Raw genomic sequence first — 24,303 nt, forward strand, 5'->3', positions numbered from 1 at the left:
TTAGATGAATAATTTTTACTAAAAGATAAGGGGATGGGGACATGGTATTTAAAAGGTGGATGATGTTTTTACTAATTGTAAGTTTAATAGTAGGGTTATATAGTTTTAAAAAAGGGTATTATATAGCTGCTTTTAAAACTGTTCCAATAATGAATAAAGTTATTGTCATAGATGCGGGACATGGAGGACCGGACCCTGGGAAACCTGGAAAATATGGAAAAGATGAGGATGAGTTAAATCTTGAGATTGCTCAAAAATTAAGAGAACTTATTGAAGAAAGTGGTGGGATTGTAGTGATGACAAGGGAAGACGACACTTTGTCAGATAGCTCTCTTTCAAAGGATTTAAAAAATAGAGTGGTAAAAGCAAATGAAGTAATAGCAGATGTTTTAATTAGTATTCATTTAAATAGCTTTAGTCAATCTAAATACAAAGGGGCACAGGTATTTTATCAAAACAATTCTGAAAAAGGTAAACTATTAGCAGAACTTATTCAACAAGAGTTAAGAAATACGTTAGATCCGAATAACGACAGGATGGCTAAAAGTTCTAATAGTTATTACCTTTTGCGAAACGCTAAAATGCCGGCAGTTATTGTGGAATGTGGCTTTATGTCAAATCCTGAAGAAGAAAAACTTTTAAATGACGAAAATTATCAATATAAAATTGCTTGGGCAATATATAAAGGTTTAATACATTATTTTCAAAAAGTTTCAGAATAGAAAAATTTTTCACTTCATGTCTTGTTATGAAGTGATTTTTTTTGTATACTAAAAGAAGAAGAGAATTTATGAAGGGAGATAATATGGGGATAAAAACAGTACTTTTCGATTTAGATGGAACGATTATTGATACCAATGAACTTATTATTGAGTCTTTTAAATACACAATAGAACGGCATTTAGGATATACCGTAAAACCGGAAGACGTTACTCCTTACTTTGGAGAACCCCTTCCAATAACTTTAAAAAGATTTAGCCAAGATAAATGGGAATTAATGCTGGATACTTATAGACAATACAATGAGTTTAATCATGATAAATATACCAAAATAAGAAAAGATGTAAAAGAAGCCCTTGAATTTATGCATAAAAAAGGTATAAAAATGGGTATAGTTACATCTAAAAGGAGAGAATTGGCTATAAGGGGATTAAGGCTTTTTGACTTGGAAAAGTATTTTAAGGTAATTGTAGCATTAGAAGACACTGAAAAACATAAGCCAAATCCGGAGCCAATTTTAAAAGCTTTGGAACTACTCAATGCTAATAAAGAAGAGACTTTAATGGTGGGAGACAGTCCTTATGACATATTATGTGCTTCTAATGCTGGGGTAAAAAGTGTGGCTGTTAAATGGACAATCTTGCCCTTTAATCTTTTAGAGGAAGCAAAACCGGATTATGTCATAAATGATATGTTGGAAATTCTAAAAATAATTTGAATATATGGTGGAGGTAAAAACAGTTGAAATTAATAGTAAAAAATGATGTAATTTCAATTAGATGATGACAAATGTTATTAACTATAAAAAAGTTAAAGAGCTATATGATATAAGCAGAATTACATTAATAAACTGGGAAAAGGAAGGATTAATAACCCCAGTTAGAACAGCAAAAGGAAGAAGAAGGTACAAAAAAGATATAGAGAAGTTATTAGGCATGCTGGAAGAAAAACCAAAACCTAAAGTAGTTTTGTATGCAAGAGTGTCCACAAAGAAACAAGAAGAATATCTTAAGAATCAAATTAGAAGGCTTGAAGAGTATGCTAATTCCCAAGGATGTCAGTATGAAGTCATATCCGAAATAGCAAGTGAAGTAAATGAAATAAAGAACTAGCAGAAGACTTAATAGCAATAGTCACCTCATTTGCAGCAAGAATTTATGGACAAAAGAGGTGGTAAAAAACATGATAGTAATACAGGCTAAACTTATTTTTTTAAGTCAAGATGACAAACAAATAGTGCTGGATTTAATGAGAAGATGGTCTTCCTGTATGAGATTTGCATACAAGAGACTCTTAGAAGGTTATGATAGAAACACACTAAAAAGAGAGCTTCAAGGGATTTTTAACTTAAACTCAAGATACGTAGATGATGCAATAATGAAAGCAAGAAGCACATTAGAATCCTCTAAAGAATTAGGGAATAATCCAAAGAAAGTAATTTTTGGAGGGAAAGATTTATTTAAAAAACTTCAAAAGCGCCATATAAATGGGAAAGAATATAAAAAACTAAAAACAAAGTGGCAAGAAAGAAGAAAAGGAAACCTTTATTCAAGAGGAGATAAAAGCAAAAAGGGGAATCTCAACACAAGAATAGAAGTAAAAGAAAATGGCACTTTCTTAAGGATAAATGTAGGGGAAAGAAAATACTTATACGCCAGAATAGAAGCAGGTTATAAAAAGAATAAAAGCAGAGGAAAACTCCTGCAGGAAATTGCCCAATCAAACATACCCTACTCTGTAGAAGTAAAACTCAAAAATGGCAATATATATGCCTATTTTGCTATTGAAAAAGAATATCCAGAGATAAAAATAACAAAAGAAAAAGGAGTCATAGGGATAGATGTAAATGCATATCCGGACAACATATCATGGGCAGAAACAGATGAAAAAGGGAATCTAATAAGCTATGGGAATATGCCAATGACAGAGCTTGCAAGTGGCAGTAAAGACAAAAAAGAATATTTCAGATGGCAGTATGCTCATGAGATAGTAAATATAGCAAAAGAAAAAGGAAAAGCAATTGTAATTGAGGGATTAGACATAAAAAACAAAGGTAAAAGAGGAGACTTTTCAGGGAGAAAATCAAGAAGAATAAGACATAACTTTAGTTATAGAGCACTTCTTTCAAAAATAAAAACACTAGCAAAAAGAGAAGGGATAGAAGTAATAGAAGTCAATCCTTCTTATACATCAATAATAGGAATGTTAAAATATTCTCCGCAGTATATGATAACAAAAGATATAGCGGCAGCCTACGTAATAGCAAGAAGAGGATTGGGTAAAGAAGAGAAAATGCCAAATAATTATATGAAGTTTCTTAATGCATTGACTGTAGATGAATTAGAAGAATTAAAAGAGCATGTAAAGAAAACAGTTAGAAACAAGCATATAAATAAAAAGCATTTAAAGGAAATAGATAAGGCAATAAAATTTTTACAAAGCCTTGAGAGTAAGCCAGGAAGGGTGCTAGAACCTCTGAATGGAACAAGTTTTAGTGCCTATAATTTCTGGCAAGTTCTCAAGGTAGCGGTGGTAACGCCACTCTCTCCTGAGAAGGTACCAAGAGACTTCTCTGCCCTGAGGGAATTATTAATCCAGGGCAAATGGGGAGACCCGTAAGGGCGTGAGTCCCTGCTTCTTGGGGCAGGGGCTATGGCTTTCCCAAATACCGCCTGCTGGGGCTGGGAAAGTCTGAAGGGCGGACTACAAATACCCCAGCTATCTAAACTGTGCAGTTTTGTACAGTTTGGGTAACCAGGTAAAAATGGATAATATTGCTGTAGAAAAAATTATAGAGAATATAGAAAGAGTAATAATAGGGAAGAGAAAAGTTATTGAACTTGTGGTAATAGCTTTATTGGCTGAAGGTCACGTCCTAATTGAGGATGTTCCTGGTGTAGGAAAGACTTCTTTAGTTAAGGCTTTAGCTAAATCAGTAAATCTTAAATTTAAACGAATACAATTCACACCGGACCTTTTGCCTTCAGATGTTATAGTCATAACTATTTACAATCAATTAAAGAATGAATTTGAATTTAAAGCAGGTCCTATAATGAGTCAGATAGTTTTAGCTGATGAAATCAACAGAACTTCTCCTAAGACTCAATCTAGCCTCTTAGAGGCAATGGAAGAAAGACAAATAACTGTTGATGGGGTTACTTATTCTTTACCTAAGCCTTTTATGGTATTGGCTACCCAAAATCCAATTGAATATGAAGGGACTTTTAGATTGCCAGAAGCTCAATTGGACAGATTTATGATAAAAATAGAGATAGGTTATCCCGATGAATATCAAGAAATGAGGATTTTAAAAAATTTTGAGAAAGAGGACCCTTTAGAGTCTCTTTCTCCAGTAGCCGATGCTGAAGACATAAAGGAAATGCAAATGAAGGTAAAGTCTGTCTATGTAGATGACTTGGTCAGAAATTATATTGTCACATTAGTTGCTAATACCAGAAAAAGCAAAGCAATAAGGTTAGGTGCAAGTCCAAGAGCTACTGTAAATTTAATGAGAGCTGCTCAGGCAAAGGCCTTTTGCGAAGGAAGAAATTATGTTTTACCAGATGATGTAAAAGAATTAGCGGTACCTGTGTTATCTCATAGAATCATTTTAAAAAATGAAGAAAGATTTGAAGGATTGGACGAGAAAATGTTTATTAAAAATATTGTAGATACCACAAAGGTGCCGGTGATAAAAAGATATGCGTAATAAAATTTTTCTTTTATTGCTACTCATAGTTTCTTTTGCTTTTGCCATTTTTACCGGCGGGAAAATACTTTATTTGCTTGTCTATGAATTTGCATTTTTTATCCTTTTGAATTACCTGTATATAAGGCATATAAAAAATTCTATAGATATCTATGTTATATCTCACAAAGATGAAATTACTGTTGGAGAAGAGATAGCCTATGAAATAACTTTGATAAACAACAGTTTTCTTCCTGTTTTTAATCTTAAAATTATTGACTATTCTCCTCTAAATGCTAAATTTAAATCAGAAGAATGGTATCTTATGCCTTTTAAAAATAAAAAAGTACAAAAAAATTTGTGATTTCAAAAAGAGGAATATATTTTCTTGGACCTTTTGAAGTAGAAATAAAAGATCCTTTTGGAATTTTTAATGTAGTAAAAAAATATGATTTTAAATTAAAATTTGTAGTGCTACCAAGGATTCATAATATAAATGTGGAATTGAAGGCAAGACAACAATTAGGGAATATAGAGGCGGAAAATAAAGCTTTTGAAGATTATACTAATATATCACAATTAAGAAAGTACAATTATGGTGACAGTATTAAAAGGATTCATTGGAAGGTATCAGCAAAGAAAAGAGAATTCTACGTGAAAGAATTTCAAGTATCCGCGATGAGTGAAGTTTATATTTTGTGGGATTTAAATAAAAACCATTTTGCTATGGATACCCAAGGAATAATGGATGAAAATTGTGCGGAGTGCATGTTATCTATAGCGAAATTTTGCCTTTTGCATGACATCCCTGTAAGTGTTATAGATTACAATACTGGTACGGTAGGTAGCAGTGGAAGAATAAAGAATTTATAAAAGGGTTAAAGAAAAGAAGCCAGTTACATCTAAAAAGAATATAAGGCTTATTAATAAATTTGACATAAAGTAAAGAATTCACATATAATAATATTGGAAGGGAAAGTATGCACCTGAAAGGGGTTTATTAAAATGGTTTTAAGTTACGAGCCTGGCGTGAAGAGCAGGATCATGGTATGCGTGACCCCGCAGAAAAGCTGCCGCAGGCTTGTGGAAAGAGGTGCTGAAAGAGCGAAAGAAACTAATGGTGAGTTCTGTGTTGTATACGTTAACAAAAACAACGATATCTCTAATGATTTAAAACAAAACAAAGTATTGCTAGAGCTCTTTGATTTAGCGCAAAAAATGGGTGGCAGAGTTTCTATTTTGGTGGGTAAAAAAATCTCAAAAACGCTGGCAGAATTCGCAAAAGAAAATAATATAACTGAGATAATAGTAGGCAAGTCTTTAAGGTCTGCTCTGGATGTTATACTTCATGGAGATGTGATAAATCCATTGAAAAAAGAAGTAGAAAAGAATGATATAAGAGTAGAAGTCATAGAATAACATATCCTTCTATGACTTCTCTCTAATTTTTATATGATTTATTACTTTTTTTACCCCATTTACGCTTTGAGCTGCTTCATTGGCTAATTCTTTTTCTTTTAAATTATTTACATATCCACTTAATGTTACTGTCCCATTGTTTGCTGTAATAACTAAATCAGGTAAACTCAAATCATAACGAGACAGCTTTTGTACTACTAAATTTACAAGAGACACATCTTTTTCTACACCTTCCACGCTTTCTGCTATTTTTTGAGCGTGATTTTTTTCGGATAAGTTATCTACTATTCCGTACAAAGTTACATGTCCATTGATACACCGAACATTTATATCTACCCCGTAAGACACCATTTCCTTTTCTAATTTTTCCCTTATATTTTTTTCTATAATTTTATCTTTATTCATTTTCATCCTCCTCGTATAATTAATTTTAAAGACAATAAATTTGTCTCACTTCTTAAAAATTTAATAAAGTGCATTTATAACTGGAAATCTTTAATATTCTCATCTTGTCTAAAATCTTATCTATTGCCATGAATCCGTAATATTGCGCAATATGCAGGATTCATGGCGCGGCCGTCTCATCTTTTTTCGGCCTTATTATTTACTTTTGAGATAACTTGTAGCATTATTATACTGTAAAGTTAATGTGGGACAGGCTTTCGTCCTCCATGCGGCTTGACCGCTCTTTTAAGTGTGGTCCCTACACCAGATTTGCCTTTTCTTACGCGAAATCTGCTTTGTCATATATAAGCCCCTGGCAGCAGAGGATTCAGGCTTATATATTAAGAGCTAATTGCGAGGTTGCTACATAATCTGGTTGCTAGGGTTATCTCAAATTAACTTTTACTTACTTTATCACTTTTGAAAGGAGGTGTAACAATCTTGAATAAGCTTTTTGTTGGTATGGATGTAAGCCTGAATGATGTCAAGGTTCATATTCTCGACCAGGAGGGTAATGATGCTTCCTCCCGTTTTTCTGTAGAAAATAACCCTCATGGTTGTGATGTTATAGTATCACGTATCTTGGAGTGTTGTAATAAATACAATATTCAAAAGGTCTTTATTGGTTTGGAATCTACCTCAGTCTATGGCTGGCACCTCCAGTATTATTTGGCTGATCATTCTGCTCTTAAGCCTTATCAACCTTCTATTACTACTTTTAATGCAAATATTATTAATGCTTTTAAAAAGTCTCTCGGCAATTTACCTAAAAATGACTGGATTGATGCCTTTGCTATTGCCGAAAAACTGAGATTCGGTAGACTCCCTAAATCTTGTTCTGTAGATTTTAGATATCTTGCTCTCCAGAGGCTTACTCGCCATCGCTTTCACATTGTTAATAGTATTGTTAGAGAAAAAAATTATTTACTCAGCAATTTGTTCCTTAAGTTTAGCGGTTTGTGCCAAAATAAAGTCTTTAGTAATAATTTTGGAGCAACTGCTACTGAAATATTTAATGAGTTTTTCACCCTTGATGATATTGCGGCTCGACCGCTTGATGAACTTGCCGGCTTTTTGGTTGATAAGAGTAAAGATCGCTTTGATGATCCAGAAGCTACAGCTAAATTGCTTCAAGAGGCTGTTCGCAAGTCTTATAGAATTAATGCTACTGTAGATGATTCTTTAAACTTTGTTATCAAGTCTTGCTTTGACAATCTACAGTCCCTTGAAAAGCAGAAGAAAGCTGTAGAAAAAGCCATTATTAATGAGGTAAAAGGATTTAACAATGAATTTCTTTGTCTTACATCAGTAAAAGGTATTGGCCCAACCATCGCAGCCGGCTTAATATCTGAGATAGGCGGAATTTCAAGGTTTGATAATGATAATGCCCTTGCAAAGTTTTCCGGCCTTTATTGGTCAGAGTACCAGTCTGCTGATTTTAAAGCGGAGGACACATATCTCAAGCGTACTGGTAATGAGTATCTCAGATATTATTTTATTCAAGCAGCTGACCAGCTCAGGAAGTATTTACCTGAGTTCTCACAATACTATGCCCGCAAATTTAAAGAAAGCAAAACTCACAAGCATAAACGTGCTCTTGTATTGACTGCACGTAAAACTGTAAGGTTAGTCTTCGCTCTGCTGCGCGAAGAAAAACTTTATAAATCCCCAATAATGAAAGGAGATGATTGTATAAGTTAACATATTACCCCATAACCATATTTTACATTAATTTCCATTAGCTTATTGCGTGATGGTTAGCTTTGCTATACCCTTTTTTAGGTTATTTTATTAAATTTTTTTTGAATTTTTTTTACCACCCTCTTGACATATTACCGAAATACTTATTTTTTGCTAAAATAATTTTTCCACTTTAATTAAAATTTAATTCAGTTTAAATTATTTTTTATTCAAATTTGTTGTATAATTAATATGTACACACAATTTACCACAAAGCCTTGAGAGGTGAATTTTTTGTTTAATGGACTTATAGATATCATAAAAACAATGCGAATTAACGATGTAATAGATATTTTAATAATAGCTTATGTCCTGTACCGCTTAATTTTGGTAATACACAAAACACGAGTAGAGCAGTTGCTTAAAGGGCTTGCTGTGTTAATTGTAATTACCAAAGTGAGCGAATGGCTACAAATTAGGACAGTCAATTATATATTGCGAAATGCTATGACTGTAGGAGTTATTGCGCTTTTAATTGTTTTTCAACCGGAGTTAAGGCGTGGATTAGAGTCTTTAGGTAGGAGTGGCTTCTTAGGCAAGAATTTCTTCTTTTTTAATGAAGAGGAAAAAGATATGTCTGAGGTTTTGGGAGAGATATGCGATGCAGTGCAATTTTTGTCTCGCTCAAAAATAGGAGCTTTAATTGTTTTAGAAAGGGAGACAGGCCTTAATGAGCTTATTGAAACTGGCATAGCCATGGATTCTAAAATTTCCAGTGAGCTTTTAATAAATACCTTTATACCTAACACGCCTCTTCATGATGGAGCTGTCATAATTCGTGGAGATAGGATTATGGCGGCAGGTTGTTTTTTGCCTTTAACAGACAACCAAAATCTAAGTAGTGAATTAGGAACACGCCATAGAGCGGGAATAGGTGTCACTGAAATATCTGATGCGGTAGCGATAATTGTTTCTGAAGAGACAGGCACTATATCTCTTGCACAAAATGGCAGGCTTTCAAGGCATCTAGATGCAAAGACTTTGAAAGAGGTATTGTCCAGCATCTTTGAAGTAAAAGAAAACAAGAAGCCTGTATGGAAAAAATGGGGGAACAAACATGCTGACTAAAGATTTTACAATTAAATTGCTGTCACTGGTGTTGGCTTTTCTGCTATGGCTTTATGTAATGGGAGAAGAGAATCCAGAAATTCCTTATGAAATAAACGATGTGCCTGTCAAATTGATTAATAGCGATACTTTAGAGAAAAAAGGGCTTATTGTTTTAGATGAAAAAAATTATACGGTGAATGTAAAAGTAAGAGGAAGACGCAGTGATGTTTTAAATATAGCAGCTCAGAATATATCAGTTTTTGCAGATTTAAGCAGAGTAAATTCTAAGGGGACAAATGTTATTCCTGTTACAGTAGAAGGATTACCTAGAAATGTCTCATTAGTTTCAATAAATCCGCCAGAAATAAAAGTAGAAATAGATAAAATTGCAAAAACGCAAATGCCAGTTACTGTAAAAATAATTGGCAATGTGATGGATGGCTATGCTATGCAACCTGCTGTCTCCACGCCGGGAGAGGTATTAGTGATTGGGCCAGAAAGTAAAATTAATCTTATAAAAAATGTGATAGCTGGGGTCAATGTTTCTTATAAAAAAGAAGATATAAAAATCTCTGTTCCAGTGGTTGCTGTTGACAGAGAAGGAAAAGAAATAAAAGGCGTTACTATTACTCCTAATCTTGTTGAAGTGTATATTCCCGTAAATAAATCTATTCGTGTGCCTGTAGTTCCTAAAATATTTGGAAAACCAATGGAAGGATATATGATATCATCTGTAAATGTACTGCCAGAGTACGTGTATATTACTGGTGATGCGACTATCCTAAATACGATAAAATCTATAAGCACTAAGCAAATTGATATTTCTGGGAAAAATGAACCTGTTACTGAAAGTGTACCTCTTGACTTGCCAGATGGTGTGAAACTTGTTAAAAGCGATATTAATGCAAAAGTATATGTGGATATACAAAAAATATCGACTAAAGAGATTACAATAAACAATATAGATATAAAAGGAGCAGACAACAAAAATGTTGTAATTCAAAATCCAGAACTACTCATTACTGTATCTGGCCCAGAAAATGTAGTTAATGGAGCGAAAGCTTCCGATTTTACCGCATATATAGACGTAACAAATCTGCCAACAGGTATTCATTCTTTAGCTGTAAATATAAGTACTGACTTGAACTTGCAAATAATTAGAATTAAACCTGACAAAGTAACTGTTAATATTCAATAGGCGGGTACTTCCTGCCTATTAATTTTGCTAAAAATCTATCAATTCCACAAAATATAAAATCCTTATAAAAAAATTTTAAATTAAAAGAAGGATTTTTGACAAATATGTAGAATTAAAATATTGTAAGGTTAAAAAATTTTTAATAACACTCAAAAATTGTAATAGAACATCATATTATGTATTAAGAAGGGGCAGGTGAACCTGTTGAAAGTTTTAGTTATCAATCCGGGTTCTACTTCTACTAAAGTGGCGTTGTATGAAGAGGAAAGAGAAATTGTAAAAACAGAGATTGCCCACGACATTGAAGCGCTTAAAAAATATAAGAGTATCATTGAGCAATTTGATTTAAGGTTAAATGCTATAAATGATTGGATAGAGCAAAACAACATAAACTTGAAAGAAATATTTGCAATTGTGGTAAGAGGTGGACTTATAAAGCCGGTCCAAAGTGGTACTTATCTTGTAAACGATATTATGCTTGAGGATTTGAGAAAGGGAGTTGGAGGTGAACATGCTTCAAATCTCGGTGGACTAATTGGAAGAGCTATAGGAGATAAGTATAATATTCCCGTTTATACATTAGATCCTGTAGCTGTTGATGAAATGGAAGATGTTGCAAGAATTTCTGGCCTTCCTGAACTTCCAAGAAAAAGCCAATCTCATGCTTTAAACATAAAAGCGTGTGTTCATCGATATGCAAGGGAAAATAGCATTAATGAGGAGAATTTAAATCTTGTTGTTGCTCATATGGGAGGAGGTATTTCAGTAGCGGCGATAAAGGGAGGAAAAATTGTAGATGTAAATAATGCAAATCAAATGGGGCCCTTTTCTCCTGAGAGGACAGGCAGCCTGCCATCGATGAAAGTTGTTGACCTTTGTTATTCTGGTAAATACAGTTTTGATGAGATGAAGAAAAAAGTTGTAGGTATGGGTGGAATGGTAGCCCATCTTAGGACAAATGATGCGAAAGAAATAGAAAGACGCATACAAAATGGTGATAAAAAAGCTAAATTAGTTTTTGAAGCTATGGCTTATCAAATTGCAAAGGAAATTGGCAGAATGGCGGCAGTATTAAAGGGGGACGTAAAATCAATTATTTTAACTGGTGGACTTGCTTATTCTAAACGACTAATAGAGATAATCATTGATATGACCAGCTTTATTGCACCGATAACTCTTTATCCAGGGGGAGATGAAATGGAAGCCTTAAGAGATGGTGCATTAAGGGTTTTAAGAAATATTGAAAAGCCCAAGATTTATAGCTGATGAGGTGTAGGATATGAGAACATTTGAAGAAATGTATAACTATGTAAAAGATTTACCGCCTAAAACAATAGCAGTAGCGCAGGCAGCCGATGAAGATGTATTGGAAGCGATTAAAGAAGCTCATGAAAGAGGCATAGTAAAAGCCATATTAGTTGGTGATAAAGAAAAAATAGAAAGGATAGCATCTTCAATATTAATGCCTTTAAAAGAGCACGAAATAATAGATACAAAAAATAACTTAGAAGCTTGTCGCGAAGCTGTAAAGATTGTGAGTGAAGGCAAAGCGGACATATTGATGAAAGGCCTTGTACAGACGGCGGAGATATTAAGGGTTGTTTTAGATAAGGAAATTGGTCTTCGAACTGGTAGAACGTTAAGCCATGTGGCTGTTTTTGAGTCTCCTTATAACAGGCTTATACTTTTGACAGATGCGGCAATGAACATTGCCCCTGATTTGAAAGTGAAAATAGACATAATTTTAAATGCAGTAGACGTTGCAAGGCAAATTGGAATTGATGCTCCAAGGGTTGCAGTTTTAGGAGCTGTCGAAACAGTTAATCCTGATATGCAAGCTACATTAGATGCAGCAATACTTTCAAAAATGAGTGAAAGAGGTCAAATCAAAGGGGCTATAATAGATGGGCCGTTGGCTCTTGATAATGCTTTATCAGTAGAAGCAGCGCGGCATAAAGGGATAATAAGCCCTGTTGCAGGTAATGCTGACATTCTTTTAGTTCCAGATATTGAAGCTGGTAATATGCTGTATAAAGCTATAACCTATATAGCAGAAAGAAGGATAGCAGGGATAATAATGGGGGCAAAAAGGCCGATTGTCTTGACTTCAAGGGCAGACTCCAGTGAAGCTAAATTTAACTCTATAATGTTGGCATCTCTTGCTTCTAATGTTTGATTATTAAAGAGGGGGGAAGATATTTATGAAAATATTTGACATAATGGAAACTAAAGATTATGAAAATGTGATTTTATGCCATGACAAGACTTCAGGTCTTAAGGCGATAATTGCAATTCATGACACAACTTTAGGTCCTGCTTTAGGCGGATGTAGGATGTGGACTTATGACTCAGAAGAGGATGCAATAAACGATGCATTAAGGCTTGCAAGGGGAATGACTTACAAAAATGCTGCTGCTGGTTTAAACTTAGGTGGTGGCAAAACAGTTGTAATTGGAAATCCGAGAAAAGACAAATCAGAAGCATTGTTTAGAAGTCTTGGAAGGTATATAGAGTCCCTTAAAGGAAGATATATAACTGCTGAGGACGTGGGAACAAACTTAAAAGATATGGAATATATACGTTATGAGACAAAATACGTTGCAGGGCTGGCTGAAACCAGCGGGGATCCATCTCCTTTTACAGCCTATGGCGTATTTAGAGGAATACAGGCAGCTTGTGAAGAAGTTTTTGGGACTTCAGATCTTAAAGGTTTGAGAATTGCAATACAAGGAGTAGGAAATGTAGGATACAATTTAGCAAAGTATCTATATGGAGCAGGGGCAAAGTTAATTGTAACAGACATATTTGAGGACAATGTAAAAAGAGTAGTGGAAGAAGTCAAAGCCGAATATGTAAAGCCAGATGAGATATACGGGGTAGAATGTGATATATTTGCCCCTTGTGCCTTAGGAGCGATAATAAACGATGAAACGATTCCACAGCTTAAGTGCAAGATAGTAGCAGGTTCAGCTAATAACCAGTTAAAAGAAGAGAGGCATGGGGATATATTACAAGAGAAAGGGATCCTCTATGTACCAGATTATATCATAAATGCGGGTGGAGTTATAAATGTAGCTGATGAGCTCAATCCTTCTGGTTATAACAGAGATAGGGCTATGAGAAAGGTTTCAATGATATTTGATACAGTGAAAAAGGTGATACAGAAGTCCAAAGAAGAGAACATTCCGACATATGTTGCAGCTGACAGAGTTGCGGAAGAGAGGATAAAAACTATTGCTGCCGTAAAAGACAATTATATTGTTAAATAATGAGCAGGATCTTCCTGCTCATTCCTTAAAATTTTGAAATAACATTAATAAATTTTTGAAAAAACTTTAATGTAAAAACGAAGTGTAATATAATATAAATTGAGGAAATAGACGGAGGGGATTGTTTTGTTTTTGATTCTCGTAATAAATCCCGGTTCTACATCTACAAAAGTTGCCGTGTTTAGAGACAAAGAGCCGGTTTTTACTGAGACTTTGAGACACAGTACTGAAGAACTTAGCAAATACAAAAGTATTATTGACCAGTTTGAATTTAGAACTCAGGCGATTTTAAATATGTTAAAAGAAAAAGGCATTTCTCTTTCAGAAATTGATGCAATAGTAGGGAGAGGCGGACTTTTAAAGCCAATAGAAAGTGGAACTTATATTGTAAATGAAAAAATGATAGAGGATTTAAAGAAGGCTGAAAGAGGAGAACATGCTTCCAATTTAGGGGGTATAATTGCTTATACTTTAGCTAAAGAACACAATATTCCAGCTTATATAGTAGACCCTGTAGTAGTAGATGAATTAGAGGATATAGCAAGAATAACAGGAATGCCTGAGATTGAAAAATCTAGTATATTCCATGCTTTAAATCAAAAAGCAATTGCTCGCCGTTTAGCTGCTGATTTAAACAAAAAATACGAAGAAGTAAATTTAATTATTGCTCATTTAGGTGGCGGTATATCTATTGGGGCTCATAAACACGGCAGAGTAGTAGATGTAAATGATGCTTTAAATGGGGAAGGGCCTTTTTCTCCAGAAAGAGCGGGAGGACTTCCTGTACTTGACTTAGTAAAATTATGTTATAGTGGTAAATACACCTATCAGGAGATGAAAAAGAAGTTAATAGGACAAGGGGGAATAGTGGCACATTTAGGCACTAACGATGTAAGAGAAGTTTATAAAAAAATTGAAGAAGGAGATAAAAAAGCAGAATTGGTCTTAGAAGCTATGGCCTATCAGACAGCTAAGGAAATTGGAGCGATGGCAGTGGTTTTAAAAGGCCATGTAGATGCAATAGGAATTACAGGTGGAATAGCGTATAACGAGGATTTTGTAAAAAGGATAAGTGAAAGGGTAAAATTTATAGCTCCTGTTTATGTATATCCTGGTGAGGATGAGATGTTAGCTTTGGCGCAGGGGGCATATCGGGTGCTTAGCGGTGAAGAAAAAGCTAAAATGTATAGTTAAAGGGATGATAGATAATGGATTTTAAAAGATTGACAATTGTAGTAGGGCATTACGGTACAGGTAAGACGGAAATTGCGATAAATTATGCTAAGCTTATAAGAGAATCAGGAAAAGAGGTAGAAATAGTCGATTTAGATATTGTAAATCCATATTTTAGGTCGAGGGAAGTGAGAAAAGAACTTTTCGATAAGTGGGGAATACGAGTAGCAGGAGTAGAAGAGAAATATATGAATGCAGATGTGCCTGCTATTTCTCGTAACATCTATGGGGCATTATACAGCAAGGATAAATATGCAGTCTTCGATGTTGGAGGAGACGATGTAGGAGCAACTCCATTAGGTCAGTATCGGCATATAATAAAGGATCAAGATGTAGAAGTATTATTTGTGATTAATGTAAACAGGCCACTAACAAAAGATGTAAAATCGGTAATTGAATATCTTAAATCGATTGAAGAAGCAGCTAAAATTAAAGTGACTCATTTGGTAAACAATACCCATTTATCTTATGAAACAACAGTAGAGGATATTTTAAAAGGTCAAAAAGTGGTGGAGGAAGTCTCGAAAATTACAGGGATACCTATTAAGATGGTTACTGTAAAAAGAGAATTACTCAACCAAGTTCCTGACTTAGGATATCCAATATTTCCAATTGACCTTTATATGAAAACTCCGTGGGATAAAATGTGAGAGGAGGAATTTATGTGGCAAAAGTTATTTTTAATGAAGAGTTATGTAAAGGTTGCGAATTGTGTGTTAATGCCTGTCCTAAAAATATTATTGAGATGGATTTAAGTAAAATAAATGTGAAAGGATATCATCCTGCTACTGTTAAGCCTGAAAATATGGACAAATGTATAGGTTGTGCATTTTGCGCGATGATGTGTCCTGATACTGTTATAACAGTTATAAAATAAATGGAGGGGAGTAAGATGGCTAAGGTATTAATGAAAGGTAATGAGGCGTTAGCGGAAGCAGCTATTCAAGCTGGGTGTAGACATTACTTTGGTTATCCTATAACACCTCAAAATGAGGTTACGGCTTACATGGCAAAAAGAATGCCAGAGGTAGGTGGCGTATTTTTACAAGCAGAAAGTGAAGTTTCTGCTATAAATATGGTATATGGGGCAGGTGGAGCAGGAGCTCGTGTTATGACTTCCACCAGCAGCCCTGGTTTGAGTCTTATGCAAGAGGGTATCTCATATCTTGCAGGTGCTCAAATACCTTGTGTAATTGTGAATATAATGAGGGGTGGCCCAGGATTAGGGGATATTCAAGGAGCTCAAGGAGATTACTTTCAATCTACAAAAGGAGGAGGCCATGGAGATTATAGATTGATTGTCCTTGCTCCTTCTACAATCCAAGAAATGGCAGATTTAGTCCAAGAAGCTTTTGACATTGCAGATGAATATCGAAACCCTGTTGTAATATTAGGGGATGGAATGTTAGGTCAAATGATGGAGCCGGTAGATTTTGATAATATTCAGAAAAAGACAAGGAATATTCCTGAAAAAATGTGGGCTACTACAGGCAGAGGAAATAGAGAGCATAGAAACATAATCAACTCTTTATATATCGATCCACCTGTATTAGAGAAATATAATTATGAATTATTTGAAAAATATGCAAAGGCTGAAAAGAATGAAGTTAGATATGAAATGATAAATTGCGAAGATGCGGATATTATTTTAGTTGCTTATGGTACTATTGCCCGCGTAGCAAAGAATGTAATGAATATTGCAAGAAGAGAAGGGTATAAAGTAGGATTAATAAGACCAATTTCTCTATGGCCTTTCCCGAAAGAGCCTTTCGAAAAGACAGTTAATACCGCAAAAGCTTATTTGACTGTAGAAATGAGCATGGGACAAATGGTAGAAGATGTAAAACTTGCAGTACAATTCAAAAAACCGGTCTATTTCTACGGAAGGCCGGGTGGTATGATACCAGAACCAGCTGTGATGCTAGAACAAATTAAGAAAATAGCAGGGGGTGTGAAATAATGGCTGTTGTATTTCAAAAAACAAAGGGATTAACAGATACGCCTTTCCATTATTGTCCCGGTTGTACCCACGGTATAATCCATAGGCTGGTAGCTGAAGTTATGGAAGAATTAGATGTTTTAGATAAAGCAATAGGAGTTGCTCCTGTAGGATGTGCTGTATTTGCATATGAGTATTTTAATTGCGATATGCAAGAGGCTGCTCATGGAAGGGCTCCAGCAGTTGCTACAGGTATAAAGAGAGTTCATCCTGATAAAATTGTGTTTACTTATCAAGGAGATGGAGACTTAGCAGCTATTGGAACGGCAGAGATTGTTCATGCGGCTGCAAGGGGAGAAAATATAACAGTTATTTTTGTCAACAATGCTAACTATGGAATGACAGGAGGACAAATGGCTCCTACTACATTAATTGGTCAGGAAACAACTACTACTCCTTACGGAAGAAAGCCAGAAATAAATGGTTATCCCATTAGAGTGAGTGAAATGCTAGCAACACTTGAGGGGACAGCGTATATTGAAAGAGTAGCGGTTTATGATGTGAAACATGTAATGCAGGCTAAAAAAGCTATAAAAAACGCATTTTTAGCTCAAATACAAAAGAAAGGATTTGCAATGGTAGAAGTTCTATCTAGTTGTCCTACTAACTGGGGTATGACACCGATAGAGGCATTAAATTGGATAAAAGATCATATGGAACCTTATTACCCTTTGGGTGTGTATAAAAACACCTTAGAGGAGGTTAAGTAATTATGGAAGAAAGAATAATCTTTGCAGGCTTTGGTGGTCAAGGAGTTTTGTCAATGGGGCTTATAATTACCTATGCGGGAATGTTTGAGGGAAAAAATGTGTCTTGGACTCCTTCTTATGGTCCTGAAATGAGAGGAGGAACAGCCTACTGCAATGTCACAGTATCAGATGAAGAGGTAGGCTCTCCGGTTATTACAGAGGCTACTTCTGTAATTGTAATGAATAGGCCTTCTTTAGACAAATACGAATCTTATGTAATACCAGGTGGTAAATTATTCATAAATACTTCATTAGTAGACAGAAAAGCAGAGAGAAAAGACATAGAAGTGTATGAAATACCTGCTAATGATATTGCTAATGAATTGGGTAATTTAAAAATTGCTAACATGGTGATGTTAGGAGCTTTCATAGAAGCTACTAAAGTTGTAAAATTGGAAACAGTGTTAAAAGCTCTGCCTGAGGTCTTTGGCAAAGGTAAGGAGCATTTGATACCTATAAATGAAAAAGCCTTAAATAAGGGAGCAGAATTAGTAAAAAATCTCATTACAACTAAAAAATAACCTCTTCGGAGGTTATTTTTTCTACAGGAGGTGCTAATTTGAAAAAATTAAGTGAAATTGTGGAAAGAGCCAAAGGAGTTAATAAAAAATTTACGGTGGCAGGGGCAGAAGACAGTGAAGTGCTTTTAGCTTGTGAAGCTGCGAAAAAAGAAGGCATAGGACAGCCTGTATTGATAGGTTCAAAAGAAAAGATAGAGACATTATCTAAAGAATTGAATATTAATATAGAGGATTATGAAATAATTGACGAAGCAGAAGAAGTGCAAAAATGTAAAAAAGCAGTCATAGAAGTTAAAGAAGGTAGAGCCTCTTTTGTGATGAAAGGCCTTGTTCCTACTGCTACTCTTTTAAAGGCAGTTCTTGACAGCGAATACGGCATTAGAGGAGAAGGTTTATTAAGTCATGTAATGGTTTACGAAATTCCAAATTATCATAAATTATTACTTTTAACCGATGGAGGAATGAATATAAGTCCTACATTAGAAGAGAAAGTGCAAATTTTAAGAAATGCTATCAAAGTAGCAAAAGCTATAGAAATAGAAAATCCTAAAGTAGCCTGTTTGTCGGCGGTAGAAGTGGTAAACCCTAAAATGCCTTCTACTGTTGAAGCCGCTAAATTAAAGGAAATGAACCAAAGAGGTGAGATAGAAGGAATAGTAGATGGTCCTTTAGCATTTGACCTTGCCATAAGCAAAGAGGCAGCAATTCACAAAGGAGTAAAAAGTGAGGTTGCAGGAGATGCAGATATATTATTAGTACCTTTTATAGAAGTTGGAAATGCTTTGGGTAAAAGCTTTACTTACTTTGCGAAGGCAAGAAGTGCGGGAATTGTGGTAGGAGCAAAAGCACCAATTGTCTTAGTGTCAAGAGCTGATTCCCACGAAGACAAGTTCAATTCCATAGCTTTTGCATGTGCTGTCTCTGTTTGATAAAGATAAATTAAATGGGGGGAAATGAATGAAAAAAATAATGATGGGGGATGAAGCAGTAGCCCGTGGTATTATACTTTCTGTACTCATGGGCAAAGAAGAATAGCCTAAAAACTTGATTGAGGAAATATCAAAAAGCACAAAGACAATTGCAGTAGAAGCAGATAAGATAGCAGAAAGCCTTGGGAATGTAAAAGCGCAAAATGCAAAATATAGTTCTTTTAGGAGTACTTGTTAAATATTTAGGACTATAAGACATTGATTGGGAAGAGGTAATAAAAAATAACGTGCCACAAAAATTTGTTGAATTAAATACAAATGCCTTTAGAAAAGGGCTGGAGGTAATCTAAGAGGGGGAGATAATTTCCTCCATTTTTTATTAAAAGAAGGATTGTTAAAGATTGTGGCGAATATATCTTATAGCGCTGACTTTATTGAATTTGTCATTAAAGGAAGGGAGGTATTATTTTTTTGTTATATAGAATTTTCCGGCTTATTGCTAAATTGATTCTTAAGATATTCTATTCCTTTGAAGTAAAATATGAGAAAAATTTGCCTGAGGGAGCTTGTATTTTTGTTGCAAACCATCAAAGTTTGCTAGACCCAGTTGTGGTAGCCTGTTCTGTAAAAAGACCCGTTATATTTTTAGCAAGTTCTGAACTTTATAAAAGGCGTTTTTTAAAATATTTTTTAAAAATTGATAAAGCAATTCCCATAAAGAAAAATTCGCCTGATTTAAATGCCATAAAACAAGCATTATCTAGGTTAGAAGAAGGACACACAATAGGATTATTTCCAGAAGGTAGGATATCGCCAACTGGCAAAGTAGAAAAAATGTATGAAGGGGCTATGTATCTAGCATATAAATCGGGAAAGCCCATTGTGCCAGTGGCTATAAAAGGCACAAGAGAAATACTACCTTTTGGCAAATATTTTCCCAAATTTAGGGGAAAAATTGAACTAAAAATAGGGGAACCAATTTACCCAAATCTGAATATTGATATAAAGATGGAAATTGTTGAATTGAGAGACAAAGTCATGCAAAATATATTAACAATGTTGGAGAAATAGTGTAAATTGAAATGTAGTTTTCACTGTGATAAAATATTATCGTATGATTTATTGAGAGGAGATAGAAAATGGCAAGGTTGTTTGGTACAGATGGTGTTAGAGGTATAGCTAATTATGACTTGACTCCACAACTTGCTTTTGAACTAGGGAGAGCAGGGGCTTATGTGTTGACTCACGGGACTCATAGGCCTAAGGTTGTGGTTGGTAAAGACAGTCGTATATCTGGTGATATGTTGGAATGTGCCTTAACTGCAGGCCTTACCTCTGTAGGGGCAGAGGTCATAAGTGTGGGGATAATTCCTACACCAGCGGTAGCTTACCTTACCCGATTATATCAAGCAGATGCTGGAGTTATGATATCGGCATCTCATAATCCCGTAGAGTACAATGGGATAAAATTTTTTGATAAAGATGGGTATAAATTGCCAGATGAAGTAGAAGATAGAATAGAAAATATAATAAAAGAAAAAATTGAGTTGCCTTCTCCTATTGGGACGGGAATAGGTACCAGGAAAGAATACACAAATTCTCATAGAGATTACATAGAGTTCTTAAAGTCTACTATTGATGGGGATTTAAAAGAAATGAAAATTGTAATTGATTGTGCTTATGGAGCTAGCAGCACAATAGCGCCAATTCTATTTAAAGAACTAGGGGCGGAAGTCATATTACATGGAGCAGAGCCTATAGGGGAAAAGATAAATGTCAATTGTGGGTCTACTCATCCTGAAAAATTGCAACAACTCGTCATAGAAAATGGGGCCGACATCGGTTTAGCCTTTGACGGAGATGCTGACAGGCTTATTGCAGTTGATGAAAAAGGAAATGTTGTTGATGGAGACCACATAATGGCAATATGTGCTATAGATTTAAAGAAAAAAGGTAGGTTAAAAAATAACACAGTTGTGGCAACAGTTATGAGCAATATCGGTTTTGAAATTGCACTTAAAGAGCAAGGGATTAATCTCATTAGAACAAAAGTAGGGGACAGATATGTTTTGGAAGAAATGACAAAAGGTGGATATTCTATTGGTGGCGAACAATCAGGCCATATTATTTTCCTTGATGACAATACTACGGGAGATGGGGAAATTACTGCTTTAAAGCTTTGTTCTATTTCAAAAGAAAGTGGTAAAAAATTGTCAGAATTAGCTGCCTGCATGATTACTTACCCACAAGTCCTTATAAACGCAAAAGTAAAAAATGAGTTAAAAAATGCCTATTTAGAGGATGAAGAAATTAAGAGGGAAATTGAAAACTTAGAAAGGGAAATGAGGGGAGAAGGTCGAGTACTTATAAGACCATCAGGTACTGAGCCCCTTGTGAGAGTTATGGTAGAAGGAAAAGATTATGATAAAATTAGTCAAATGGCAAAAGAACTTGCTGAATTAATAGAAAGAAAATTAAATTAAATAAAAGTACGAAAGGTATTATTTGAAAGGGGGGATGCCTATTGAAGAAGAGTAAAAGAAGGTAAGGATTAAAAATTTAAAAAGCGCCTGGGCTTAAAGTGTATACTTTAAGCTGACGAGGACAGGGTTTATCGAGTTATCGGCGGGTGCCCTGCGGTTTCCTGCGACCGATAAAGGACTGGTAAAACCACAGGCGACTGTGGCATAGAGCAGTCTGGGCAGGGAGGAATCTTTATTACAAAAGTGAGAGGAGACCGAGTATGTGTGGAATTGTAGGATATATTGGCGATAAACAGGCGACGCCAATACTTTTAGAAGGATTGACAAAATTGGAGTATCGAGGCTATGATTCAGCAGGAATTGCCATTTTAAATGATGGCAATATAAATATAAAGAAAGCAAAGGGAAGATTAAACGTCCTAAAAGAGCTTGTTGAAAAAGATAATATGGTAGGGACAATAGGCATAGGACACACAAGGTGGGCTACGCATGGTGAACCATCTGATACAAACTCTCATCCTCATTTATCCCAATCAGGGCTAATTGCAGTAGTCCACAATGGCATAATTGAAAACTATCTTCCACTGAAGAAATGGCTGTTAGAGGAAGGTTATACCTTTAAGTCTGAGACTGATACAGAAGTTGTAGCAAATTTGCTGGAGTATTATTACAATGGCGATATAGTAGAGGCTGTGAAAAAAGTTTTAGACAGAATTGAAGGTTCTTATGCCTTAGGCGTTTTGTGCAAAAACAATCCCGATATGATTGTAGCTGCAAGAAAAGAAGCACCTCTTATAGTTGGAATAGGCAATGGTGAAAACTTTATTGCATCTGATATCCCAGCTATATTAAAACATACAAGAAGTGTATATTTTCTTGATGATCATGAGATTGCCATAATTAAAAAAGACAGCGTAGAGTTTATAGACATGTTTGGAAGGCAAGTAGAAAAATCGCTTTTTGAAGTAAAATGGGATGTAGAGGCGGCTGAAAAGGGCGGTTATGAACATTTCATGATAAAAGAAATTCACGAGCAGCCAAGCGCTATAAAAGATACGTTAAGAGGCAGAATAATTGATGATTCAGAAATAGTTTTAGATGATGTGAAAATTACAAAAGAAGACCTTGAAAAGATAGATAAAATTTTTATTGTAGCCTGTGGAACAGCTTATCATGCAGGTGTTGTTGGGAAATACGTCATAGAAAATCTTGCGAGAATACCTGTTGAAGTAGATGTCGCTTCAGAATTTAGATATAGAAACCCCTTAGTAAATGAAAGAACTCTTACAATTGTAATAAGCCAGTCAGGGGAGACAGCAGATACTATAGCTGCGTTAAAAGAAGCTAAGAAAAAAGGGTCAAGAGTTATAGCCATTACAAACGTCGTTGGAAGTTCTGTCTCCAGAGAAGCAGATGATGTACTATACACATGGGCAGGACCTGAAATAGCTGTAGCTTCTACCAAAGCTTATACTACGCAACTTATAGCCCTTTATCTTATAGCTATGGACCTTGCAATAAAAAGAGGGATAATAACTAAAACAAAGGTTATGGAACTTTGCACAGAATTAAAGAAGCTCCCAGAAAAAGTTCAGTATTTACTTGACAACAAAGATGTAATACAAAAATTTGCCTCTGAACACTATAATGCAAAAGACGTATTTTACATTGGAAGAGGACTGGACTATGCCGTTGCTATGGAGGGTTCTTTAAAACTCAAAGAAATATCCTATATTCATTCAGAGGCTTATCCGGCTGGTGAATTAAAACACGGTACTTTGGCCCTTGTAGAAGAGGGAACACTTGTGATAGCTCTTGCAACACAAGATGACCTTTTTGAAAAGATGCTTAGTAATATAAAAGAAGTAAAAGCAAGAGGTGGTTTTTTAGTCGCCTTTGCAAAGCAAGGTAATTTGCAGCTGGAGGGCGTTGTAGATAAAGTAATATATATACCTGAAACGCTTAAAGAGCTTACTCCAGTATTGACAGTTGTGCCTTTGCAACTTTTAGCATATTATATGGCAGTAGAAAAAGGATGTGACGTAGATAAACCGCGTAATCTTGCAAAGTCAGTAACTGTAGAGTAATGGAGGTCAAAAGGCTGAAGAGTTGTGTATTTCTCATTTATACCTTTTCCCCATGCGAAAAAAGTGGTTCCGTTTGGGGAGGAATAAGGGAAAAGGATTAAGTCTTTACAGAATAACAAAGGGATAAGTGGTAAGACCTTGAAAAATTCGGGATTTACGCCACTTATCCCTTTTTTCCTTGATCCATAATCCTCTCCTACGGAACGACTTTTTTCAACTATTAATATTGCTACTTTTTCCTTCCTCAAGTATAATGAAGTTAAAAGGTTAAGACGCAGTAGTAATTGAAGTGAGACGTAAAAATAGTTAAGTGTAAAAATTGCATTGAGGGGATGTTTATTATGTGGAAATTATTTGCAATATTATCAGCTTTGTTTGCTGCTTTGACTTCAATTCTTGCTAAAATTGGTATAAAAGGCGTGGATTCTAACTTGGCTACAGCTATTCGTACAACTGTTATTATATTTTTAGCGTGGGGTATTGTATTTACAACAGGGGGACAGTATGGAATTAAAAGTTTGACAAAACAAAATTGGATCTTTTTGATTCTCTCTGGACTGGCGACAGGTTTGTCCTGGTTATTTTATTATAAGGCAATATCTATAGGTGAAGTATCAAAGGTTGCACTTATTGATAAATCCAGCATCGTCCTAACTTTAACTTTATCTTTTTTTATCCTAAACGAGCAATTCACCGCAAAAACGTTAGTTGCAAGTGTACTTATTACCGCAGGTATATTTATGATGATATGGAAATAAATGTTGCATTTTTGAT

At 35.0% G+C, this 24,303-nt stretch carries 26 protein-coding genes and 1 pseudogene; 26 read left to right on the top strand and 1 reads right to left on the bottom strand.

Features of this window, described 5'->3' with window-relative positions; translation table 11 throughout:
- The first annotated feature begins 41 nt into the window (after nt 1–41).
- From cwlD to THEBR_RS02355, 8 genes and pseudogenes are all read left to right on the top strand, one after another.
- A complete protein-coding gene (cwlD, locus tag THEBR_RS02325) occupies nt 42–722 on the top strand; it encodes an N-acetylmuramoyl-L-alanine amidase CwlD (RefSeq protein WP_003868498.1) in 681 nt (226 codons plus the stop codon).
- A gap of 83 nt (nt 723–805) precedes the next feature.
- Nucleotides 806–1,438: a pyrophosphatase PpaX gene (ppaX, locus tag THEBR_RS02330; protein ID WP_003868499.1), complete on the top strand. Its 633-nt coding sequence runs from the start codon at nt 806–808 to the stop codon at nt 1,436–1,438.
- 64 nt (nt 1,439–1,502) lie between these two features.
- Nucleotides 1,503–1,922 (top strand): annotated as a pseudogene (locus THEBR_RS02335) (MerR family DNA-binding transcriptional regulator).
- Entirely contained in the window at nt 1,903–3,339 is a 1,437-nt protein-coding gene (locus THEBR_RS02340) for an IS200/IS605 family accessory protein TnpB-related protein (protein ID WP_003868501.1), read from the top strand. The pseudogene THEBR_RS02335 and the gene THEBR_RS02340 overlap by 20 nt, the downstream one beginning before the upstream one ends.
- Before the next feature lie 145 nt (nt 3,340–3,484).
- Nucleotides 3,485–4,429, top strand: a complete 945-nt coding sequence (locus THEBR_RS02345) for an AAA family ATPase (protein WP_012269014.1) — start codon at nt 3,485–3,487, stop codon at nt 4,427–4,429.
- Nucleotides 4,422–4,772, top strand: a complete 351-nt coding sequence (locus tag THEBR_RS12365; RefSeq protein ID WP_012269015.1) for a hypothetical protein — start codon at nt 4,422–4,424, stop codon at nt 4,770–4,772. Before THEBR_RS02345 ends, THEBR_RS12365 begins: the two co-directional genes overlap by 8 nt.
- Nucleotides 4,769–5,281, top strand: a complete 513-nt coding sequence (locus tag THEBR_RS12370) for a DUF58 domain-containing protein (protein ID WP_012269016.1) — start codon at nt 4,769–4,771, stop codon at nt 5,279–5,281. The genes THEBR_RS12365 and THEBR_RS12370 overlap by 4 nt, the downstream gene beginning before the upstream one ends.
- A gap of 132 nt (nt 5,282–5,413) precedes the next feature.
- A complete protein-coding gene (locus THEBR_RS02355) occupies nt 5,414–5,827 on the top strand; it encodes a universal stress protein (protein ID WP_003868505.1) in 414 nt (137 codons plus the stop codon).
- 9 nt (nt 5,828–5,836) lie between these two features.
- On the opposite strand, the gene THEBR_RS02360 is transcribed toward THEBR_RS02355, so the two are convergent.
- Nucleotides 5,837–6,232 (bottom strand): BON domain-containing protein, encoded by a 396-nt coding sequence (locus THEBR_RS02360; RefSeq protein WP_012269017.1) that lies wholly within the window; start codon nt 6,230–6,232, stop codon nt 5,837–5,839.
- A 501-nt stretch (nt 6,233–6,733) separates the two neighbouring features.
- On the opposite strand from THEBR_RS02360, the gene THEBR_RS02365 reads away from it, so the two are divergent.
- The 18 genes from THEBR_RS02365 to THEBR_RS02450 all read left to right on the top strand — a co-directional run bounded on the left by THEBR_RS02365 (nt 6,734) and on the right by THEBR_RS02450 (nt 24,287).
- Nucleotides 6,734–7,972 (top strand): IS110 family RNA-guided transposase, encoded by a 1,239-nt coding sequence (locus THEBR_RS02365; protein ID WP_172632708.1) that lies wholly within the window; start codon nt 6,734–6,736, stop codon nt 7,970–7,972.
- Between the two features lie 273 nt (nt 7,973–8,245).
- Entirely contained in the window at nt 8,246–9,079 is an 834-nt protein-coding gene (cdaA, locus tag THEBR_RS02370; protein ID WP_003867440.1) for a diadenylate cyclase CdaA, read from the top strand.
- On the top strand, nt 9,069–10,259 hold the full coding sequence (locus tag THEBR_RS02375; protein ID WP_003867441.1) for a CdaR family protein: 1,191 nt from the start codon (nt 9,069–9,071) through the stop codon (nt 10,257–10,259). Before cdaA ends, THEBR_RS02375 begins: the two co-directional genes overlap by 11 nt.
- 201 nt (nt 10,260–10,460) lie before the next feature.
- Entirely contained in the window at nt 10,461–11,525 is a 1,065-nt protein-coding gene (gene buk, locus THEBR_RS02380) for a butyrate kinase (RefSeq protein WP_208853767.1), read from the top strand.
- Between the two features lie 13 nt (nt 11,526–11,538).
- Nucleotides 11,539–12,435 (top strand): phosphate butyryltransferase, encoded by an 897-nt coding sequence (ptb, locus tag THEBR_RS02385; RefSeq protein WP_003867443.1) that lies wholly within the window; start codon nt 11,539–11,541, stop codon nt 12,433–12,435.
- 25 nt (nt 12,436–12,460) lie between these two features.
- On the top strand, nt 12,461–13,528 hold the full coding sequence (locus THEBR_RS02390; RefSeq protein ID WP_012269019.1) for a Glu/Leu/Phe/Val family dehydrogenase: 1,068 nt from the start codon (nt 12,461–12,463) through the stop codon (nt 13,526–13,528).
- A gap of 120 nt (nt 13,529–13,648) precedes the next feature.
- A complete protein-coding gene (gene buk / locus THEBR_RS02395; protein ID WP_172632711.1) occupies nt 13,649–14,722 on the top strand; it encodes a butyrate kinase in 1,074 nt (357 codons plus the stop codon).
- A gap of 14 nt (nt 14,723–14,736) precedes the next feature.
- Nucleotides 14,737–15,411, top strand: a complete 675-nt coding sequence (locus tag THEBR_RS02400) for a hypothetical protein (protein WP_009052816.1) — start codon at nt 14,737–14,739, stop codon at nt 15,409–15,411.
- A 14-nt stretch (nt 15,412–15,425) separates the two neighbouring features.
- Nucleotides 15,426–15,638, top strand: coding sequence for a 4Fe-4S binding protein (locus THEBR_RS02405; protein WP_003867447.1), 213 nt, complete (start codon nt 15,426–15,428; stop codon nt 15,636–15,638).
- Between the two features lie 15 nt (nt 15,639–15,653).
- Nucleotides 15,654–16,721 (top strand): 3-methyl-2-oxobutanoate dehydrogenase subunit VorB, encoded by a 1,068-nt coding sequence (locus THEBR_RS02410; protein WP_012269020.1) that lies wholly within the window; start codon nt 15,654–15,656, stop codon nt 16,719–16,721.
- Entirely contained in the window at nt 16,721–17,470 is a 750-nt protein-coding gene (locus THEBR_RS02415) for a thiamine pyrophosphate-dependent enzyme (protein WP_009052814.1), read from the top strand. The genes THEBR_RS02410 and THEBR_RS02415 overlap by 1 nt, the downstream gene beginning before the upstream one ends.
- Nucleotides 17,471–17,472: 2 nt before the next feature.
- On the top strand, nt 17,473–18,030 hold the full coding sequence (locus THEBR_RS02420; RefSeq protein ID WP_003867450.1) for a 2-oxoacid:acceptor oxidoreductase family protein: 558 nt from the start codon (nt 17,473–17,475) through the stop codon (nt 18,028–18,030).
- A gap of 38 nt (nt 18,031–18,068) precedes the next feature.
- Nucleotides 18,069–18,959, top strand: a complete 891-nt coding sequence (locus THEBR_RS02425; protein WP_003867451.1) for a bifunctional enoyl-CoA hydratase/phosphate acetyltransferase — start codon at nt 18,069–18,071, stop codon at nt 18,957–18,959.
- Between the two features lie 115 nt (nt 18,960–19,074).
- Nucleotides 19,075–19,197, top strand: a complete 123-nt coding sequence (locus tag THEBR_RS12600; protein WP_279624946.1) for a hypothetical protein — start codon at nt 19,075–19,077, stop codon at nt 19,195–19,197.
- A 233-nt stretch (nt 19,198–19,430) separates the two neighbouring features.
- The gene (locus THEBR_RS02435) at nt 19,431–20,030 is read left to right on the top strand and encodes a lysophospholipid acyltransferase family protein (protein WP_009052812.1); all 600 of its coding nucleotides are present in this window, start codon (nt 19,431–19,433) and stop codon (nt 20,028–20,030) included.
- Between the two features lie 68 nt (nt 20,031–20,098).
- Nucleotides 20,099–21,442, top strand: coding sequence for a phosphoglucosamine mutase (gene glmM / locus THEBR_RS02440; protein WP_012269021.1), 1,344 nt, complete (start codon nt 20,099–20,101; stop codon nt 21,440–21,442).
- A gap of 260 nt (nt 21,443–21,702) precedes the next feature.
- On the top strand, nt 21,703–23,529 hold the full coding sequence (glmS, locus tag THEBR_RS02445; RefSeq protein ID WP_012269022.1) for a glutamine--fructose-6-phosphate transaminase (isomerizing): 1,827 nt from the start codon (nt 21,703–21,705) through the stop codon (nt 23,527–23,529).
- A gap of 341 nt (nt 23,530–23,870) precedes the next feature.
- On the top strand, nt 23,871–24,287 hold the full coding sequence (locus THEBR_RS02450; RefSeq protein WP_003870037.1) for an EamA family transporter: 417 nt from the start codon (nt 23,871–23,873) through the stop codon (nt 24,285–24,287).
- Nucleotides 24,288–24,303: the final 16 nt, after the last annotated feature.

It is taken from the genome of Thermoanaerobacter brockii subsp. finnii Ako-1 (assembly GCF_000175295.2).
Classification (GTDB): Bacteria; Bacillota; Thermoanaerobacteria; order Thermoanaerobacterales; family Thermoanaerobacteraceae; genus Thermoanaerobacter; species Thermoanaerobacter pseudethanolicus.

Bases quoted from the DNA above. Each gene is read 5' to 3' on its own strand.
- cwlD (WP_003868498.1), top strand. From the start codon at position 42: ATGGTATTTAAAAGGTGGATGATGTTTTTACTAATTGTAAGTTTAATA.
- ppaX (WP_003868499.1), top strand. From the start codon at position 806: ATGGGGATAAAAACAGTACTTTTCGATTTAGATGGAACGATTATTGAT.
- THEBR_RS02340 (WP_003868501.1), top strand. From the start codon at position 1,903: ATGATAGTAATACAGGCTAAACTTATTTTTTTAAGTCAAGATGACAAA.
- THEBR_RS02345 (WP_012269014.1), top strand. From the start codon at position 3,485: ATGGATAATATTGCTGTAGAAAAAATTATAGAGAATATAGAAAGAGTA.
- THEBR_RS12365 (WP_012269015.1), top strand. From the start codon at position 4,422: ATGCGTAATAAAATTTTTCTTTTATTGCTACTCATAGTTTCTTTTGCT.
- THEBR_RS02355 (WP_003868505.1), top strand. From the start codon at position 5,414: ATGGTTTTAAGTTACGAGCCTGGCGTGAAGAGCAGGATCATGGTATGC.
- THEBR_RS02360 (WP_012269017.1), bottom strand. From the start codon at position 6,232: ATGAATAAAGATAAAATTATAGAAAAAAATATAAGGGAAAAATTAGAA.
- THEBR_RS02365 (WP_172632708.1), top strand. From the start codon at position 6,734: ATGGATGTAAGCCTGAATGATGTCAAGGTTCATATTCTCGACCAGGAG.
- THEBR_RS02375 (WP_003867441.1), top strand. From the start codon at position 9,069: ATGCTGACTAAAGATTTTACAATTAAATTGCTGTCACTGGTGTTGGCT.
- ptb (WP_003867443.1), top strand. From the start codon at position 11,539: ATGAGAACATTTGAAGAAATGTATAACTATGTAAAAGATTTACCGCCT.
- THEBR_RS02390 (WP_012269019.1), top strand. From the start codon at position 12,461: ATGAAAATATTTGACATAATGGAAACTAAAGATTATGAAAATGTGATT.
- THEBR_RS02400 (WP_009052816.1), top strand. From the start codon at position 14,737: ATGGATTTTAAAAGATTGACAATTGTAGTAGGGCATTACGGTACAGGT.
- THEBR_RS02410 (WP_012269020.1), top strand. From the start codon at position 15,654: ATGGCTAAGGTATTAATGAAAGGTAATGAGGCGTTAGCGGAAGCAGCT.
- THEBR_RS02415 (WP_009052814.1), top strand. From the start codon at position 16,721: ATGGCTGTTGTATTTCAAAAAACAAAGGGATTAACAGATACGCCTTTC.
- THEBR_RS02420 (WP_003867450.1), top strand. From the start codon at position 17,473: ATGGAAGAAAGAATAATCTTTGCAGGCTTTGGTGGTCAAGGAGTTTTG.
- glmM (WP_012269021.1), top strand. From the start codon at position 20,099: ATGGCAAGGTTGTTTGGTACAGATGGTGTTAGAGGTATAGCTAATTAT.
- glmS (WP_012269022.1), top strand. From the start codon at position 21,703: ATGTGTGGAATTGTAGGATATATTGGCGATAAACAGGCGACGCCAATA.
- THEBR_RS02450 (WP_003870037.1), top strand. From the start codon at position 23,871: ATGTGGAAATTATTTGCAATATTATCAGCTTTGTTTGCTGCTTTGACT.